General features: G+C 64.4%; 9 protein-coding genes. 6 read left to right on the top strand and 3 right to left on the bottom strand.

What is annotated here, in order from left to right; translation table 11 throughout:
* The first annotated feature begins 29 nt into the window (after window positions 1-29).
* The 6 genes from mmsA to JFB92_RS02635 all read left to right on the top strand — a co-directional run bounded on the left by mmsA (window position 30) and on the right by JFB92_RS02635 (window position 16,332).
* Complete coding sequence (gene mmsA, locus JFB92_RS02660; protein ID WP_199034602.1) at window positions 30-1,577, top strand: multiple monosaccharide ABC transporter ATP-binding protein; 1,548 nt, start codon at window positions 30-32, stop codon at window positions 1,575-1,577.
* Window positions 1,574-2,875 (top strand): multiple monosaccharide ABC transporter permease, encoded by a 1,302-nt coding sequence (mmsB, locus tag JFB92_RS02655; protein ID WP_307788994.1) that lies wholly within the window; start codon window positions 1,574-1,576, stop codon window positions 2,873-2,875. Before mmsA ends, mmsB begins: the two co-directional genes overlap by 4 nt.
* Before the next feature lie 497 nt (window positions 2,876-3,372).
* Window positions 3,373-7,260 carry a LamG-like jellyroll fold domain-containing protein gene (locus JFB92_RS26440; protein ID WP_199034600.1) on the top strand — a complete coding sequence of 1,296 codons (3,888 nt, stop codon included), beginning with the start codon at window positions 3,373-3,375 and terminating at the stop codon, window positions 7,258-7,260.
* A 119-nt stretch (window positions 7,261-7,379) separates the two neighbouring features.
* Window positions 7,380-13,052: an RHS repeat-associated core domain-containing protein gene (locus JFB92_RS02645; RefSeq protein WP_199034598.1), complete on the top strand. Its 5,673-nt coding sequence runs from the start codon at window positions 7,380-7,382 to the stop codon at window positions 13,050-13,052.
* Between the two features lie 164 nt (window positions 13,053-13,216).
* Entirely contained in the window at window positions 13,217-13,693 is a 477-nt protein-coding gene (locus JFB92_RS02640; protein ID WP_199034597.1) for a hypothetical protein, read from the top strand.
* A 1,025-nt stretch (window positions 13,694-14,718) separates the two neighbouring features.
* Complete coding sequence (locus tag JFB92_RS02635) at window positions 14,719-16,332, top strand: hypothetical protein (protein ID WP_199034596.1); 1,614 nt, start codon at window positions 14,719-14,721, stop codon at window positions 16,330-16,332.
* A 19-nt stretch (window positions 16,333-16,351) separates the two neighbouring features.
* Here the strand turns inward: JFB92_RS02635 and JFB92_RS02630 are convergent, their stop codons facing one another.
* From JFB92_RS02630 to JFB92_RS02620, 3 genes are read right to left on the bottom strand one after another with little or no spacing between them, the layout of a single operon-like run.
* A complete protein-coding gene (locus JFB92_RS02630) occupies window positions 16,352-16,621 on the bottom strand; it encodes a hypothetical protein (RefSeq protein WP_199034595.1) in 270 nt (89 codons plus the stop codon).
* Window positions 16,618-17,178, bottom strand: coding sequence for a hypothetical protein (locus JFB92_RS02625; RefSeq protein WP_199034594.1), 561 nt, complete (start codon window positions 17,176-17,178; stop codon window positions 16,618-16,620). The genes JFB92_RS02630 and JFB92_RS02625 overlap by 4 nt, the downstream gene beginning before the upstream one ends.
* A complete protein-coding gene (locus tag JFB92_RS02620; RefSeq protein ID WP_199034593.1) occupies window positions 17,175-17,453 on the bottom strand; it encodes a hypothetical protein in 279 nt (92 codons plus the stop codon). Before JFB92_RS02620 ends, JFB92_RS02625 begins: the two co-directional genes overlap by 4 nt.
* Window positions 17,454-17,720 lie beyond the last annotated feature (267 nt).

The following is a 17,720-nucleotide window of genomic DNA, read 5'->3' as shown; positions in this document are numbered from 1 at the left end:
GCCGTAAGTCATCCGTATAGGACCAAGTCATGTCTGAAGACATCCTCCGCATGAGGGGGATCACCAAGCGATTCCCGGGCGTGCTCGCGCTCGACGGGGTCGACATGCGGGTCAAGCGGGCCACCATCCACGCCCTCGTGGGCGAGAACGGGGCCGGCAAGTCGACTCTCATGAAGATCCTCTCCGGGGTCTACCCGCACGGCGAGTTCGAGGGCGAGATCGAGCTCGACGGCGCGCCCGCCCGCTTCCGGGGCATTCGCGACTCCGAGCACGCCGGGGTCGTCATCATCCACCAGGAGCTCGCGCTCGTGCCCGAGCTGTCGATCGCCGAGAACATCTTCCTCGGCAACGAGCAGGCCAAGAACGGCGTCATCTCCTGGAATCACACCAACTCCGAGGCCGCCGACCTGATGGAGAAGGTCGGCCTCCGGGACAGCCCGCGCACCCTCGTCGAGCAGATCGGCGTCGGCAAGCAGCAGCTGGTCGAGATCGCCAAGGCCCTCTCCAAAGAGGTCAAACTGCTCATCCTCGACGAGCCCACCGCCGCCCTCAACGACTCCGACTCCGAGAACCTCCTCGAGCTGCTCAAGACGCTCAGGGAAGAGGGCGTCACCTGCATTCTGATCTCCCACAAGCTCGGCGAGGTGCTCTCGGTCTCCGACGAGATCACCATCCTGCGCGACGGCAAGACCATCGAGACGCTCGACACCGCCGACGAGGCCGTGGACGAGGACCGCCTGATCAAGTCCATGGTCGGCCGCGACCTGGAGCACCTCTACCCGCCGCACACGCCCGACATCGGCGAGACCTTCTTCGAGGTCGAGGACTGGACCGTGCACCACCCCGAGCACCGGGAGCGGGTCGTCGTCCACGGAGCCGGACTCACCGTCGCCCGCGGTGAGGTCGTCGGCCTGGCCGGGCTCATGGGTGCCGGCCGCACCGAGTTCGCGATGAGCCTCTTCGGCCGCTCGTGGGGGGCGTCCATCTCCGGGAGCGCCCGGCTCGACGGCCGCGAGCTGCGCCTGCGCAGCGTCGCGGACGCGATCGAGGCGGGCCTGGCCTACGCCACCGAGGACCGCAAGCAGTTCGGCCTGCACCTCGACTACGACCTGCAGCAGAACTTCACGCTCGCCGGGCTCGCCAAGGTCTCCAAGGGCGGCGTGGTCGACCTGAACAAGATCACCGCCGTCTCCGAGCGCCTGCGCGGCGAATTCGGGGTCAAGACCCCGTCCGTCCAGCAGCTGGCCGGCAACCTCTCCGGAGGCAACCAGCAGAAGGTCGTGCTCGGCAAGTGGGTCTTCACCGAGCCCGAACTGCTCATCCTCGACGAGCCGACCCGAGGCATCGACGTCGGCGCCAAGTACGAGATCTATGAGCTGATCCACGAACTGGTCGACCAGGGCAAGGGTGTCCTGATGATCTCATCCGAGCTGCCCGAACTGCTCGGCATGTGCGACCGCATCTACGCCATGAGCGCCGGACACATCACCGGCCAGGTCGACCGCGAGAACGCCACCCAGGAGGAACTGATGCGCTTGATGACACTCGAGACCGCCAGGGGGGGAGTGGAACTGTGAGCCTGCTCAGCGCGCTGCGCGGGGTCAACCTGCGCCAATACGGCATGATCATCGCCCTGGTGTTCATCATGCTGCTCTTCCAGGTGCTCGAGGTGATGAAGCTCGACCAGAACTTCCTGACCCCACGCAACATCACCAACACCGTCGTCCAGAACTCGTTCATCCTCATCCTCGCGATCGGGATGATGCTGGTCATCGTCAACGGCCATATCGACCTGTCGGTCGGCTCGGTCCTGGCCTTCACCGGCGCGATCTCGGCCATCGCCCTGTCCGACTGGGGCCTGCCCTGGTGGATGGCCGTCCTGGCCGCCGTCGGCACCGGCGCCCTCATCGGCGTGTGGCAGGGCTTCTGGGTCGCCTACGTGCGAATACCGGCGTTCATCGTCACCCTGGCCGGCATGCTCCTGTTCCGCGGCCTGACGCTGTGGGTGCTGGAGGCGCAGACGATCTCCATCCGCTCCGAGGAGTTCCGGATGCTCGGCTCCGGTTACTGGGCGCAGGACAGCGTCGTCGGCGGCTACCACCTGCCCACGCTGATCATCGGCCTGGTCGCGGTGGTGTTCATCCTGTGGACGCAGATCTCGGCGCGCAACGTCGCGGCCAAGAACCGCATCGACACCGGCTCGCCGATCGCCTTCTTCATCAAGACCGCGCTGCTGGTCGGCGCCGCCCTGGTCGCGACCTTCCTGTTCGCCGGCTACCGGGGCCTGCCGGTCATCGGGATCATCCTGGTGGTGCTGGTGGCCGTCTACAGCTTCGTCGCCAACCGCACCGTGTTCGGCCGCCACGTCTACGCCGGCGGCGGCAACGAGAAGGCCGCCGCGCTCTCGGGCGTCAAGACCAAGCAGACCAGCTTCTGGGTCTTCGTGAACATGGGCGCCCTGGCCGGACTGGCCGGCGTCGTCTTCACCGCCCGGCTCCAGTCGGCCACTCCCGACGCCGGCAACATGTTCGAGCTGCACGCCATCGCCTCCTCGTTCATCGGCGGCGCGTCGATGTCCGGCGGCGTCGGCACCATCATCGGCGCGGTCGTCGGCGGCCTGGTCATGGGCATCATGAACCAGGGCATGTCGATCCTGTCGGTCGGCCAGGACCTCCAGAGCGTCATCCTGGGCCTGGTCGTGCTGGCCGCGGTGTTCTTCGACGTGTGGAACAAGAAGCGCTCCTCCGGGCCGATCGTGGGCACCACCCCCGGCGGCTCCGGCGAGGCCAAGCGCCGCGGGAAGGGACCGGACGACTCCGGGCCCAGCGGTGACAAACCCAAGGACCGAGAACCCGAACCGGTCGGCGCCGAGTAGGCGCCGCGAACGCGAAGCGGGCCCGTGCCGCCAGGCACGGGCCCACTGGCGTGTCTCAGGTTGGTCCATGTATCCGAAGCTAGGTTCAGTGATATAGATCACATAGTCTGCTCATCGGGCTCGTGTCCGTCTGCTCTTTGCGCTGGGTTCTTAACGTTGTGTACATGTCGGATTTGCCCTGAGGATACTGTCTTGGTTTCATGCCGTGATTGACAGTCCTCATTGAGGAAGATAACTTCACTCACAGTCATGGTCCTCATGGGATCGTGGACGCCCCCCGGTAGTCCAACTGAATGTGATACCCCATGCCCCACAACCACTCTCCCCTGCTCCGCCGCGGTCTCGTGACAGTCCTGTCGGTCGCCGTCCTGGTGCCGTTGGCCGCAACGCCGACTTCAGCCGAGGAACCGGACGATGCCGCGTGTCCGGATCCGGTGCCGACCGAGGCGCAGACCGAGTTCGAGGCGGTAACGCTAGCCGAGCTGTGCGACTCGGAGGTGGAGATCCTCGACGAGCAGACCCCGTGGGGCACCTCGGTCGCGCAGCCGGACGGGACGGTCAAACTCTCGGCGGCTCTGGAGCCGTTCCGGGCAATGGATGATTCGGGGCAGTGGGCACCGGTCGACACCACCCTGCAGCTCGATGCCGACGGCATGGTCAGGCCGGCCAACGCGGTATCGGACATGGCATTCTCCGGCGGAGGAGCCAGTACGCTGGCGTCACTGTCCGACGGGGAGCGGTCGTTCGCGCTCGCCTGGCCCCAGGACCTGCCCGAGCCCGGACTCGACGGACCCACCGCGACCTATCCCGAGGTCATGGACGGCGTCGATTTGGTGGTGACCGTTTCGGCCGAAGGTTTCGCCCACGACTTGGTCGTGAATTCCGCCGAGGCCGCGGCTGACCCGGCGCTGGAGGCGATCGAGTTCGGCTTCGAGACCTCCGGTCTGGAAGCCGCGCTCAACGAGGCCGGCGGGATCGAGCTGACCACTGCTGACTCGGGAGAGCTGTTCGCGGGGGCGGCGCCGCCGCAGATGTGGGACTCGTCCGAACCAGACGTGAGCGAGCAGGCATCGACGTTCGCGGCGGCCAGCGACGACGAGCCCGCTGTGGTGGGTGTGGAACTGGACGGGTCGGACCTGCGGCTGTTCCCCGACCGCGACCTGCTGGAGGGGCCGGACACGGTGTACCCGGTGACGATCGATCCGGTGTGGGCGCCGAATACGAACGGGTGGATCACCGTCTCCAGCCGGTACGAGAACACCAGCTATTGGAAGACCTCGCATCTGACCGAGAAGGACTATTACGGGGATGCCGGGGTCGGGCAGGCGTGTGATTCGTGGAACAGCAGCGCCGATTGCCTTTCGACACCGTTCCGGATGCGCTCCTACTTCCGGTTCGACGTCTCCAGAGTCACCCGGAGCGACTACCGGATCCCCTCGAGCGCCACGGTCTCCTTTCTGCAGCGGCACTCGGCGCTGTGTGACAACGGCAATATGCACCTGTACCGGGCCGAGCCATTCCATTCGGCCTCCGGGGACACCTGGAACGACCAGCCGACCGCTTACGCCTCGACGCGGCGGACGACCGGGGAGGCCGACAACGGGCGCGGTGGCTGCGGCGGGTCGGCCTACGTCGACTTCGGGATCGGGTCGTACATCGATACCGTGGACGCGGCCGAGGGCAAGCATCTGTATGTGGCGCTGCGGCCCCCGACCGAGTTCCCTTCTCCGGACCTGCGGTACTGGAATCGCTTCGATGCTTCCTACGCGCATGTGGAGATCCTCTACGACGTCCTGCCGTACCAGCCCAAGCGGACTGAGATCAACGGCATGTCGTGCACCGATGATTTCGGTGCGTCGCCGTGGATCAACACTGGTCGGCCCGGCCTGAGCGCCTACATCTCGTCCAAGTCCAGCCAGGTCCGGTGGCAGGCGCGGGTGTGGACTTCGGGCGCGGGGGCGACCAAGGTCTACGACTGGACGTCAGGGGTGTTGTCGAAGGGGCATCGCCGGACGAAGTCGCTGCCGTCGTCGGCGGCGTTGCCTGACGGCTACTACCATTGGGTGGCGCGCGCGATCAGTGCGACCGACTCCTCGATCGCCACACCGTGGACACCGCCATGCCGGTTCAAGGTCGACCACACCAAGCCGACCAGGCCCGAAATCGCACCGGACTCGACCGGGCCGTTCAGTGCCGGTGACACCGTCGAGATCGCCTTGTCCTCTTCCGACCCCGAGGTGAATGGTGTCAGCTCGGGGGTCGACCGGTTCGAGTATTCGTGGCAGACCAACACCTACGACCAAGAGGTGGGCTCGGACGGGACGGCGACCGTCACTGGTAGTGACTTGTCGGCCGGGCGGCATGTGCTGTACGTGCGGTCGGTCGACAAGGCGGGGAACGAGTCGGACTCAAGGACGTTCACCTTCTTCGTCGGCAACGACGTCCCGGCGACGCCGATGGCGACCTGGCGATTCGAGGGCGACACCCTTGATGACTCCGGGCACGGCAACGACCTGAGCCCGATCTCCGGCGATGTCACATTCGAGCCCGACCGTGATGGTCGACCCGACTCGGCGCTCGTCCTTGACGGCAACACGTGTCTGGCCTCCGGTGAACCGGTGATCGAGACCGACCGGGCCTATTCGCTATCGGCTTGGATCCGACTTGACTCGGCCGACGGCTATGAGAAGGCATTGATGCAGGTAGGTGAAGACCACTCGGCCTTCCAGATCCAATACGCGGCCGATGACGGTAGGTGGCGCTTCTCGGTGTTGTCAGCCGACTATGAGTGGAACAGCGTTTCGGCGGCCGGCACGGTCGACTTCGGCCAATGGGAGCACATCGCGGCAACCTATGACCCTGACGCGGGAATAACTCGCCTTTACCTGGGCGGGGAGCTGGCCGCAGAGCGCGAGATCGACTTCACCCCCTGGCGGGCCGAGTCCGATTTCGGCCTCGGATGCCTGGTGAGCGCTTCGGGAAGCACGAGTCACTTCGTGGACGGTGCGATCGATCAGGTCGGGATCTGGCAGGGGCTGCTGACCGACGACCAAATCCAGGGGGCGATGGTTGATCTGCCGACCGCGTCGGAACAGGCGCACTGGGAGTTCCGCGATGGCGGCACCGACGCCTCCGTCCATGGTCGCGATCTGGATATCCCCTCTGGTGTGACCATTGGCGAGGACGCCTACCAGCGCCCCTCGGGTGCCGTTGAGCTGGACGGTTCGACCTGCTTGGAATTCCCGGAGCCGGCGGTGGCGACCGATCGGTCCTTCACCGCTGCGGGCTGGGTGAAGCTGGATTCGCTGTCGGACAACGCCACCGTGGTCTCGATCGCGGGGGACCACCGGCCGGGCTTTCGGCTTCGCTATGCGGCTTCGGTTGGTAAGTGGCAGTTCGCGATGCACGGGGTCGATGCTCCTCCGAGTGAATCGTCGTGGTTGACCGTCCTGTCGGATGCCGCCGTCGAGGCCGACCGCTGGTACCACCTTTCAGTGGTCTACGACGCAGCCGTGAACGAGATGCGCCTGTTCGTCGACGGAGCACTGCAAGGCACACGCACGGGCCCTGACTCGCCGTGGGCGGCTTTCGGTGCGACCGTGGTCGGGTGCAGCGCCAATGGAGCGACGAACAGATGGAGCCACCTGACCGGCTCCCTCCATGACGTCCGCCTGTGGCGCGGCCCGGTCGATGCCGACCAGATCTCCGGCATGATGGGCGACCCGCCCGCCGAACTCGCCGCCTGGTGGGGACTCGACCTCGACGGCGGCGGCGAGGACTGGTCCGACAAAGGATCTGATCTCACCCTGGTCGATGACTACGAATGGACCGAAGGCTGGTGGGGCAAAAATGACGGAGCCCTCGCGCTCGAGCTCGGCGGTGGCGGCTACGCCCACACCGACGGACCGGTACTGAACACCGATGAGTCGTACACCGTCGCTGCTTGGGTGAGGCTGAACGACACCAGTACCGACCAGGTCGTCATCGCCCAGAACGATGCCCAGAGCGCGGCGTTCTCCCTTGAACACCGGTCGGATGGTACCTGGGCCATGACGGTTCCCAGTGACACCGCCGACAGCAGTCCAGCCACTGCCAGCTCGCAGACTTCCTCGACCCCAGGCGAGTGGTTCCTCCTCGTAGGCGTCTACGACCTGGCTAAGGGAGAAGTGCGCCTCTACGTCAACGGGGAGCTCGAAGCGACCGCGACCGGGGCAGTCGGGTTCGACTCGTTCGGGCCCATGGCGATCGGTGCTGCCCTTCCAGGAGATGACACCACCCTCTTGAACCCGCTGAACGGTGCGGTGGACGACGTCATCGTCTGGAAGGGCGCGCTGCCGGAGACGGTCATTGCATCGAGATATGACCCAGATTTGGTGGTGCCGTGATGATGCCCCAGCAGACCTCGAACTCACGACCCGAGTACCGGAGCGCCCCAATGAGTCCATCCCGGATAGGTTCCACAGCCCGTAAGTCCGCCGCGGTCTCGCTTGCTGCAGTCGTGTCGATGACGTTGCTGACCACGGGCCCGGCCTGGGCTCAAGACTTCCAGCGCGATCCGCAGCAATTCGGCTCGACGTCGGTCTCGTCGGTCGGGGCTGCTGAGTCGGCGTTCGAGGACAATGCCCGGAGCTGGGACGGGACGAGTGACACTGCCGCCGGTTCGGGGGATTGGACGGCCACCGATCTGTCTTCGGCGGGGTCGTGGACGCAGGGCGGCTCTTCAGGAGCCTACTCCTACACCTACGGCATGCGGGTGCCGCCGGCGACCGGTCCGAGTCCGGATGTGGCGCTGTCGTACTCCTCGGCCAGCCATGACGGGCTGACCTCGGGGACGAACAATCAGGCCTCCTGGGTCGGCGACGGCTGGAACTACTCGCCCGGGTTCATCGAGCGGTCCTACACCTCCTGCGGCGCCGAGAGCGAGCAGGACGGCAACAACGGCGAGGATCCCACCGGTGACCTGTGCTGGGACGACGAGTCACCATCGATCACGATGTCGTTGAACGGCACTAACACGGCCTTGGTCCTCGATGACGACTCGGGGGAGTGGCGGGCGGCTTCCGACGCCAATTGGCGGATCGAACTGCTCGGCTCGGCGGCCTCGCCGTCGGCCTCCACCAGTGAGCGGTGGAAGGTGACGACCACCGATGGCACCCAGTACTTCTTCGCCTCCGAGCCGAGCGAGTCGCGTTCGCGGTGGACGGTGCCGGTGTTCGGCAACCACTCCGGCGAACCGTGCCACTCCTCCGGCGACTTCGAAGGCTCCCACTGCAAGCAGGCATACCGGTGGATGCTCGATGAGGTCGTCGACGTCCACGGCAACGCCTCCCGCTACTACTACGCCACCGAGACCGGCTACTACGCACCGGCGGTCGACAGCGAATCCAGTGCGGTTTCTTACACCCGCTCGGGCTGGCTTAAGCGGATCGAGTACGGCCTACGCTCAGACAACTCGGTCGAACCGACCGGAGAGGTCCGGTTCAACGTCTCCGATCGCTGCCTGGAGGACTGCTACAACAGCACCGGCGACCCGAAGTCGTCGAACTGGCCGGACGTGCCTTGGGATCTGGACTGCGAGTCCGGTACCGGTTGCGAGCAGTACTCGCCGGTGTTCTTCTCCACCAAACGCCTGACAGAGATCACCACCTACGTTTGGAACGCCGGTGCGGGCGCGTTCGACGACGTCGACTCCTGGAGTCTGAGCCATGAGTTCAAGGACTACGGGGACTCCTCCCAGGTGGTCCTGTGGCTGTCGAGTGTGCAGCACACCGGTCTGGGCGGCGGCAGCGAGACGATGCCGCCGGTCGAGTTCGGCGCTACGTTCCTGCCCAACCGGGTCGACGACGGCTCGGCCAATCCGGGGGTCTGGCGGCCGCGGCTGACCTCGGTCAAGAACGAGACCGGCGGGACGGTCTCGATCACCTACTCCCCACCGGACTGCTCGGCCGGCAGCCTCCCGGCCGACCCCGAGGACAACACCCGGCGCTGCTATCCGGCCCGGTACACGCCCGAGGGTGTCGACGAGCCGGTCGAGGCATACTTCCACAAGTACGTCGTGGCCGAGGTGATCGAGTCCGACTCCACCGGCGGGGGCGACGATGTTCGCACTTTCTATGACTACTCGACCGCCGGGGGCGGCACGGCTGTCCTGTGGGCCTGGGATGACTCGGAGTTCACCGAGGACGACAAGCGCACCTACAACCAGTGGCGCGGCTATGCGCAGGTGACCACCCGCGTCGGCGACCCGCAAGACCCCGGTCCGCAGCTGCGGTCGGCCACCCGCTACTTCCGCGGCATGGACGGCCAACCCCTGCCCGACGGCGGCGAGCGCAGCGTCGAGCTGACCGACACACATGGGAATACCGTCACCGACCACGAGGCCCTGGCCGGGCAGGTCTGGGAGCAGATCTCCTACGACGACACAACGGTCATCGGCTCGACCACGACCCGCTACTGGTCCCGGAAGACCGCCACCCGCGACCACGACGGCGGCGAACTGGACGCGTGGATGACCGGACCGAGCCGGGTCGACGCCCGCACCAGACTCTCCGACACCGCCTGGCGCACGACCCGGACCACGACCACCTACGACGACTACGGCCGCGGGATCGAAGTCAGCCACCACGGCGACACGACCGCCGACGACGACGAACAGTGCATACGGACCGAGTACGCCGACAACACCGCCGCCTGGATCCTGGACGCACCCGCGCGTGTCGAGACGGTCGCCGTCCCCTGCGATGCCGATCCCAGTCGCCCGGACGATGTGGTCAGCGACGTGCGCGCCTACTATGATGGCCACGACTTCGGTGCCGCACCGACGCGAGGCTTGATGACCCGGTCCGAGATCCTCGACGAATGGGACGCAGGCCCCATCTACGTCACGCTTGCCGAGTCGACTTTCGATTCGCTTGGCCGCGAAACCAGCGCCATCGACGCCCTCGGTGAAGAGACGACAACCGCCTACACTCCGGCTGATGCCAGTGGCCCGGTGACTGCGGTGACCACCACCAACCCGCTCGGCCACGTGCAGGAGGCGACCTATGCGCCGACCTGGGGCGCCATGCTGACCGCTACCAGCGCAGGCGGCCAGGTCACGGCGGTCGAGTACGACTCGCTCGGCCGCCGGACCGCGGTCTGGCTGCCCGGGCAGGACCGCGGCGCGGACGATGTCCCCAACCTCAAGTTCTCCTACGCCGTCTCCGACACCGAACCCAGCGCGGTGACCACCGAGACGATGATCTGGAACGAGTCGTATCTGACCAAGATCGCACTCTACGACGGCCTGCTCCGTCCCCGCCAGACCCAAGCCGACACCTACGACGGACGCCTGATCACCCAGACCGTCTACAACTCGAGGGGACAAGTCGACTACATCTCAGGAGCGAACTTCAACAACGACTCCGGCCCTACCAGCGACCTGGTGCGCATCAGCCGCACCAACGACGTGTCCCGCACCGAATACATCTACGACGGCGCCGGGCGCGTGACCGACGAGATCTTCGTGGTCAAGGACGACGAACGCTGGCGCACCACCACTAGCTATGGCGGCCACGACGACTTCTGGCAGACCACGGTCACGCCGCCGCAAGGCGCCTCGGCCACCGCAACGCTCGAGGACGCCCGTGGCCGCACCGTCGAACTCCGCCAATTCCATGGCAACGAACCAACCGGAGACTTCGACGCCACCAGCTACGACTACACCAATCGCGGACAACTGGCGACAGTCACCGACCCGGCAGAGAACCAATGGACCTTCGGCTACGACCTGCGAGGCCGACAAATCGCGGCCGACGACCCCGACACCGGACACTCGACCACCGAATACAACGCCGCCGACCAGGTGACCTCGACCACCGACGCGATCGGGACCACCTTGTCCTACGAGTACGACCCGCTTGGCCGCAAGACCGCCCGATGGGAAGGCGGCATCGACAACGGGACCCTGCTGTCCGAGTGGACATACGACGGCGCTGAAAACGGGATCGGCCTGCCGCACACCTCCACCAACTGGATCGACGGCCAGGCATGGACAAAGGCGATCAACGAGTACGACGAGGCCGGGCGACCCAAGGAGACCTCCACCTTCCTGCCCGAGGCGGCCGGGCCCCTGGCAGGCGAATACTGGGAGGAGTACACCTACCACCCCGACGGGAGCCTGCGATACTACGGCACCGTCGGAGCCGGCGACCTGCACTCCGAGGTGATGCTCTACGGCTACAACGAGATGGGGCAACCGAGCCGCGTCGCCAGCCAGAGCCGCGACTTCTTCAGCACAGTCTATGTTGACAAGGCCGTGTACTCACCATACGGCCAACTGCTCCAGCGGCGCCTCGGCGACCCAAACGACAACAGCGGAGGCTCCGGACAAGTATGGCAGACCTGGATCTACGAAGAAGGCACCGGCAGGCTCGCCGAGTTCTACTTCGACAAGCTCAAGCCAGGGGAGTTCGACGGCACCAACTACGGCATCGCCGCCCTCGCCTACGAATATGACCAGGCCGGGAACATCCTCTCGATCACTGACGAACCGGTCCATTCCGCTGATGCGCTCCAACCAGAGACGCAGTGCTTCGAGTACGATCACCGCAACCGGCTGACCGAGGCATGGGCCCAGGCCGGGGCCGGTGAATGCGCCGAGGCGCCGAGTGAATCGGTGATCGGCGGACCAGGGGCGTACTGGTCGTCCTATGAGTACGACCTGACCGGCAACCGCACCTCCGAAACCCGCTGGACCACCGGCGGGCGGATGACCGACACCTACACCTACGAGTCCACCGGCCACGCGCTGACCGAAGTCGCCACCGAAGAGAACGGCGGCGAAAGAGACGTCTACACCTACAACGAGGCCGGATTCACCACCTCGATCGACCGCGCCGGCGACCTGTCCATCCTCGACTGGGCCCCTACTGGGCGCCTCGAGACCGTCGCCAACGGCGAGGAGACCACCAGCTTCTTCGACGACGCCGACGGGGACCGCCTCGCCCGCATTGACCCGAACGGCGATATCACCGCCTGGGCCGCAGGATACGAGCTGACCTACGACGCCAACCAGAACACCATCGAAGTCCGCCGCTACTACCGGCACGGCAACGAAACGATCGGACTGCGCATCGGCAGAGGCCACATCCAGTGGCTCAGCGGCGACCACCACGGCACCGATCAATGGGTCGTCAACGGCGGTAATCTCACCGCGACCGTCCGCCGCTTCGACCCCTTCGGCAACCAACGCGGCCTCACCAAAGGCGAATGGCCCGACCAACGCGGCTTCGTCGGCGGCATCGAAAACGAAACCAGCGGCCTGACCACACTCGGTGCCCGAGAATACGACCCGACCACCGGTCGATTCAGTTCCGTCGACCCTATCGCCGTTTACACCAACGCCCAGCAACTCAACGGCTACGCCTATTCTCTGAACTCGCCAGTCACCTTCACCGATCCAACGGGGCTAATTCCTGCCAAGATCGATGGATACGGGGGCGGCGGATCCGGAAGTGGGGGCAACAACAGCGACGTGCTCGATCCGGCGAACGGCTGCTCGTATTACTACGGCTGCGAGTCCGCTGATGCACACAATGGCACCGGCTGCGGGAGCTGCGGAGGCAAGTACTACGGTGAAGACTCCTGGGCGCCGTCGAACCACGATGTCCTCGATCCGGCGAACGGCTGCTCGTACTACTACGGCTGCGACGCATTCGATGCTCACAACGGCACCGGCTGCGGCAGCTGCGGTGGCATCAACTACCCGACAGAGAAACCGACACCACCACCCGCCCTCGATGGTCAGGCCGGAGAGGATGACGCTGGGGATATGTGGGACTTCGGCTGGGATGGCATCGTAGATGGATTCGACGAGCTCACCCAGGAACAATGCAGATTGATGGGCGGGCCTGACTCGATCTGCGAAGATCTCACATACGGTGGTGTTTGGGAAAATGCTTGGGAAGACGGTGAACGTATCACCATTGGATGTATTCAGAACGCTGTGGCCCTAGAAGAGTATGGTCATATAAATGGTCATGCGCGAAATCTGATTACGATTGGAGCTGCGGCCATTTATGGGTCTATCGGATCACTTGGTGGTGTCCCCGGGGCCTTTGTCGGCATAGCGGGAGGTGGAATGCTGGGGTTCTATGGTGGATATTGCATTGATGGAGCAATTGAAGCAGCAGGCTAACCTGGGCTTTGAATCGAAAGCGATGTCGAGACTGGAAAGTTGGGATCTCTCATAGATCCTTGGCTTGAACTCCATGCCTCTGAAGTATTATCGATTGTCTCGGATTGCGATAGATTGAGAGCCCGATTCAATGATCATAGCTCGATATCACTGAGGAGGATCTAATGTATAGAATGTTGTCTTGCTGGATCTATAATGGTATTGCATTTTCTATCACGATTTCAATTTTTGCAATTATTCGGCAACTTTCAGGCAATCTTGAATTCCTTTATCAGGGATTGATCTTCGTTGCGTGTGCCACGGTAGCTGTAGTTTCTGGCGGGGCGATTTATGCCAAGCTTTCCTCCAGATTGCAGTTCCTCACCCCACTAACTGCTAATGAGGCCAAATACAAGTCCTTTGTAACAAGGAAGCTGTCAGAGTCTTATACATTTCTCAATGCTCAGGGATTTGAGTATATTCTGAGTGTAATCGCTTCTATGGCATCTGCGATTTTGATGGCCGCTGCATTTATTGCAGTTGCGAATGGGGAAATCGCAATGGGGCTGACTATAGAATTCGGGGGAATTGTTGCCGGAGTGATAGTGATGTATATCCCAGCTCGCTGGAAGTCAAAACATCATGGTAATGACCATGTTTGATATTGATTCTGTCGCTAAACGGTATCCAGGGTGGATTGCCTGTAGTGGGCGTGGAAGTAGCCGCGGATAAATTGCCGAGTAGAGATCGTCGGGTGACCCCCAGGCAGGGGCTGTCAGATATTTTTGGTGGTCAAGGTGATCCAGACAACCTGAATAGTGCTGTCAATGGCGTTCGGGTGAGGGATCTGGCTGGGGCGCAAGGGGTCGCGAGTAGGGCTTCTCCAAAGTGCATTGGAGTGTGGTGTCGTGCCTAGTGAGGGTGTAAATGAAGCAACGGGAACTTCGTTGGCAGGGGTGTTGAAGCACCTATCAACTGAAGGGTTCCGTCGCGGTAGAAGCCTCTCACGCGCCATGTCTCCATGTCGGTCTTCGCCTCGTGCGTCGCCGAGTAGTGCTGTCTGGGTTTCGCAGTGTGTCGTAGGCGGATTTGGTGGTGCCAGATTCGAACGGCTGGACCGAGGGATGCGAGCATATTTGATTCCTGGTAGCCATTGAGTTGCGTGATGATAGAAAATAGCGAGAATCCGGTAGGGCGAGTCATTGTTTGCTGGAAGTCGCGCGAGGAGGGAGCCGGATCAGTGGGCCACCTTCTAGGGTTGTTTATGCGGCTACTGCCGTATTTGTCGATCTGAATTTTCGTCCGACAGGTAGCACAAACATTGTCAGTGTTATGCTAGAAGAAGTCAGGATATTGCAAAATCTGAAGCGAATTTATAGCGTAGACTTTCTAGCAAGGGAACTTGTTGATCCTTATCTTGAGAAGGGTGCAAGAATGGATGTATATGAAGGTCCAAAATTGGTCGCAAACGCCACCTTCGTGGAGATGTTATAGATTGCTTTGGCCTCAATGGGAACGTTTCCGGGTCGGATTTCCGGAACTTCTTGTTCGGTGTCATCATGTTGTGGTTGCTGACCGGTCACTCGGTGCGAGATTGGTGTACCTATGTGGATTCCACCTTGGGGAACGACCCGTTCGCCGAGCGGCTTCGGGAGGTCCAGGCCAGGACGGGGAACGGAACTTCTGAATGAGTCTCGCCGTCGATGAGTCAGAGGTTCGCGACACGGCAGTCGATGTGGGCGGCGGATTGCGCCGTAGGTTGATCGGGTGGGTTGGTGTCGCCGTTGCGGGGGCCGTCGCGGTTCTCGCATATGTGATCCCGTCCTATGCGACCGTATCGCGGAGCCTGCAGGACTGGACCATGTTCGGTTCGGATCCCAAGTTCGTCGGACTCGCCTGGTACCGGTTGATGTTCGATGACCCGGCGTTCGGGTCGTCGTGGTCGAACGTATTGCCGGTGGCGGGTGGAGCGGTGCTCGTCGGTGGAGTAATGGCGCCGGTACTGGCCTATTGCGTGCACCGTGCCGGCGGCGCGGCGGTTGTTGTCTTCGGCGGTGTCTGGGGCGTCCCGGCGGTCGTGTTCGCGCCTACCGGGGTCGCTGCGGCCTGGCTGGCCGTGCGTGGGGACGATTTCGGTTCAGGATCGCTCCCTTGGGCGATCGGGTGCTCGGGAGTGATTCTCAGTGTGGGCGTGCTGGCGTGGATGTCGGTGTTCCGTGGGGCCACGCGGGTGATCTCGGCGCTCGTGGGCGGCGGGATATCGGTCCTGGCGCTGATAGCTGTTGGATTGCAGGTAGTAGCGCTGCCCTCGTTCGATCCGGAGGCCGCAGCGCTGAGTCCTGTCTCCTACGCCCTGATTCAGGGCCTGTACTCGTCATCGGCGCCCGGCTTCGGCCTCGCGGCGTCTTCGGTGCTGTTCATGGTGCTGGCGATGCTGGGGATCGGCGCCGCTCTGCTGTTCGTGCTCGGCCGGGTGCGGTTCGAGTACCGGGCTCGGTCGGAGCGCGTGGCGGAACGGATGAGGGTGCCCTGGGGCGCGATCAGCGGAGTCGTGTCCACGCTGCTCTTGGGCGCGGTGCTGTGGAGCCTGTGGCCCTGGGTCACGAACCTGACCGGCCCGCTCGACGGCGACTACCCGGATCGTGCGACCGTCGTCGCCCACACGTGGCTTCCGCCGCTGCTCCTCGCAGTCTGCTCCGTGGCAGTGGCCGCCGTCGGTGGGTTCGCCATCGGTGTGCTGCGGCCGCTGGGGCGCCACAGCCGTTGGCTCCTGCTGCCTTTCGCGCCATGGCTGTTCGTCGGCACCGGGCCGCTCGTCATGACGTGGTTCCACGAGACCTGGCAGCTTGACGGTTGGGCCGCGCTGCTGTCGCGGGCCTGGATCAGCATCCCTGCTCTGTTCGTGTTCACCGCCCTGTTCTGGGGCTTGGAGGACCGGCGGCGGATGACTGTTGCGGCCGGTGTCGACCGGAGAAGGGCCCGGCTCGTGGTCCTGAGCGGATTCTGGCCGGCCGGGGTTCTCTCGGTCGTCCTGGTGTGGTTGGCCGGAGCTCAGGATTTGGTCTGGCAGTCGGTGAAGTATCCCGTCGGCGACGATCCGAGTGGGCAGGTCACGCTCCACAGGTTCGCGATCGACCCGTCCGAGGCCGCCGCGGCGGCGAGCGGGGCGGGTGTCGACGCCGAGCTGCCGCTCGGCATGTCACTGGGGTATCCCTTGCCGCTCTTGGCGGTGTTCGCACTCGCGGTGGCCGCAGCCGGAGTCTGGTATCTGCCTCGGATCTCCGTCAGGGCCGGTGGATGACAGGGCCGAAGCCGGTTATTCACGAGTCGTGTCCCGGCCGGAACCACGGCGGTTGTTCCCGGACTACCTCGCGGGCCAGTTCGAGGATGCGGTCCCTTCTCCAGCGGCGGTCCACGCCTTCGGACCAGACCGGTTCGGTGCCGGTCGGGCCGAAGGCGCACACCTGGGGGTGGTGCCGTTTCCCGTCGTAGGCGGAGATGCGGAACCAGCCCGGTTCGCCGGTGAGAATGTGGACGCTGAACACGACTTCTTCGAGGTGGAAGTCGTCCACGAAGCCGTCGTCGCTCACTCCTGGTCTCCCGGCGGCCGGTGCTGGGTTCGGAGCCATGATCGCCTGATCGCGGCCCTGGCGATCCGACGATCGGACGCCGACCAGTTCGGTGGGAACGTGAAGTGCGGCAGCTTGGTGTTGAGCCCGGTGGCCGCCACGCGCTTGCGGGACTCGGTTCCCGGTGCGATCCGGCGGATGCTGGCCGCATGGGCTCCCGGTCCGGCGTAGAGCCGGTAGCAGCGGCCGTCGGCGAGGTTGAACTCGCCGATCATGCGCAGCGACGCGAGATCGGCGGCGGTGCTGAGGTAGAAGTGCTCGGCGGCGTCCCGGAGCGGCCGGGTGGTGTAGCCGAGCCGGTCGGCGTACGCCTCCTCGAATTCGAGCTGGAGAACGTGGCGGGTCGCCTCGCCGATGCCGGTGACCACACCGACGATGCCGAGGCGCGGGCCAGTGGTCTCGATACCGACCGAGCCTCGGCCGAGGTACGCGGTGAACAGCAGGCGCAGTCCGCGCTCGGCGCCTTCGTCGACGGTGAGCGACATGACCGGGCAGGCTTCACGGGTCGGGGCGATCATCGCTGCGCCCCCTTCGGCCGGAGGAACACGTTGAGAGCGTCGAGCATTGCTGGGAGGCTGCCGCCTTGCAGTAGGCGGAGTCCGTCGTCGCCGAGTCTTGCGGTGAGGCGCCCGTCGAACCCGAGCACCACCACGCCGAGGTCGGCGGTGGTGTTCGCCCTGGTGAAACCCGCGCACCAGAACAGGTGCCGGCCGGAACGCTTGACGATGACGTGGGTGACTCCGCTGCCGGGGACGCCGGTCATGTCGATCGAGCAGAAGACCTGGCCGCTCATGCGCGCGCCTCCGGTGAGATGGCGGCGTCCGGACGCGGACTCCGGAGCGCGGAACGATGACCAGGCCGCGAGGCGGCCGGTGCGGCGGCGTCGGGAAGTACGATGATCTGAGGCACGGAGGATTCGTCCTTTCGCGCTGTTTCAAGCGGCCCGTCCGAGGCATCTCACGCCAATGAATCCGTCTCGGACGGGCCGCAGCTCTGCGTACTGACTGTTCAGTTGTTGATGCCCGCCCCTCGGTCGATCCCCTGAAGGCCGAGGCAAGCG

The sequence above is a fragment of the Glycomyces salinus genome (assembly GCF_016428645.1).
GTDB classification, from domain to species: domain Bacteria; phylum Actinomycetota; class Actinomycetes; order Mycobacteriales; family Micromonosporaceae; genus Glycomyces; species Glycomyces salinus.
Note: the sequence above shows the minus strand (reverse complement) of the source record. Positions and strands in the feature narration are given on the sequence as shown.

Coding starts and splice junctions, on each gene's coding strand:
- JFB92_RS02645 (WP_199034598.1), top strand. CDS start 7,380: ATGACGTTGCTGACCACGGGCCCGGCCTGGGCTCAAGACTTCCAGCGC.
- mmsA (WP_199034602.1), top strand. CDS start 30: ATGTCTGAAGACATCCTCCGCATGAGGGGGATCACCAAGCGATTCCCG.
- JFB92_RS02640 (WP_199034597.1), top strand. CDS start 13,217: ATGTATAGAATGTTGTCTTGCTGGATCTATAATGGTATTGCATTTTCT.
- JFB92_RS02620 (WP_199034593.1), bottom strand. CDS start 17,453: ATGAGCGGCCAGGTCTTCTGCTCGATCGACATGACCGGCGTCCCCGGC.
- JFB92_RS02635 (WP_199034596.1), top strand. CDS start 14,719: ATGAGTCTCGCCGTCGATGAGTCAGAGGTTCGCGACACGGCAGTCGAT.
- JFB92_RS02625 (WP_199034594.1), bottom strand. CDS start 17,178: ATGATCGCCCCGACCCGTGAAGCCTGCCCGGTCATGTCGCTCACCGTC.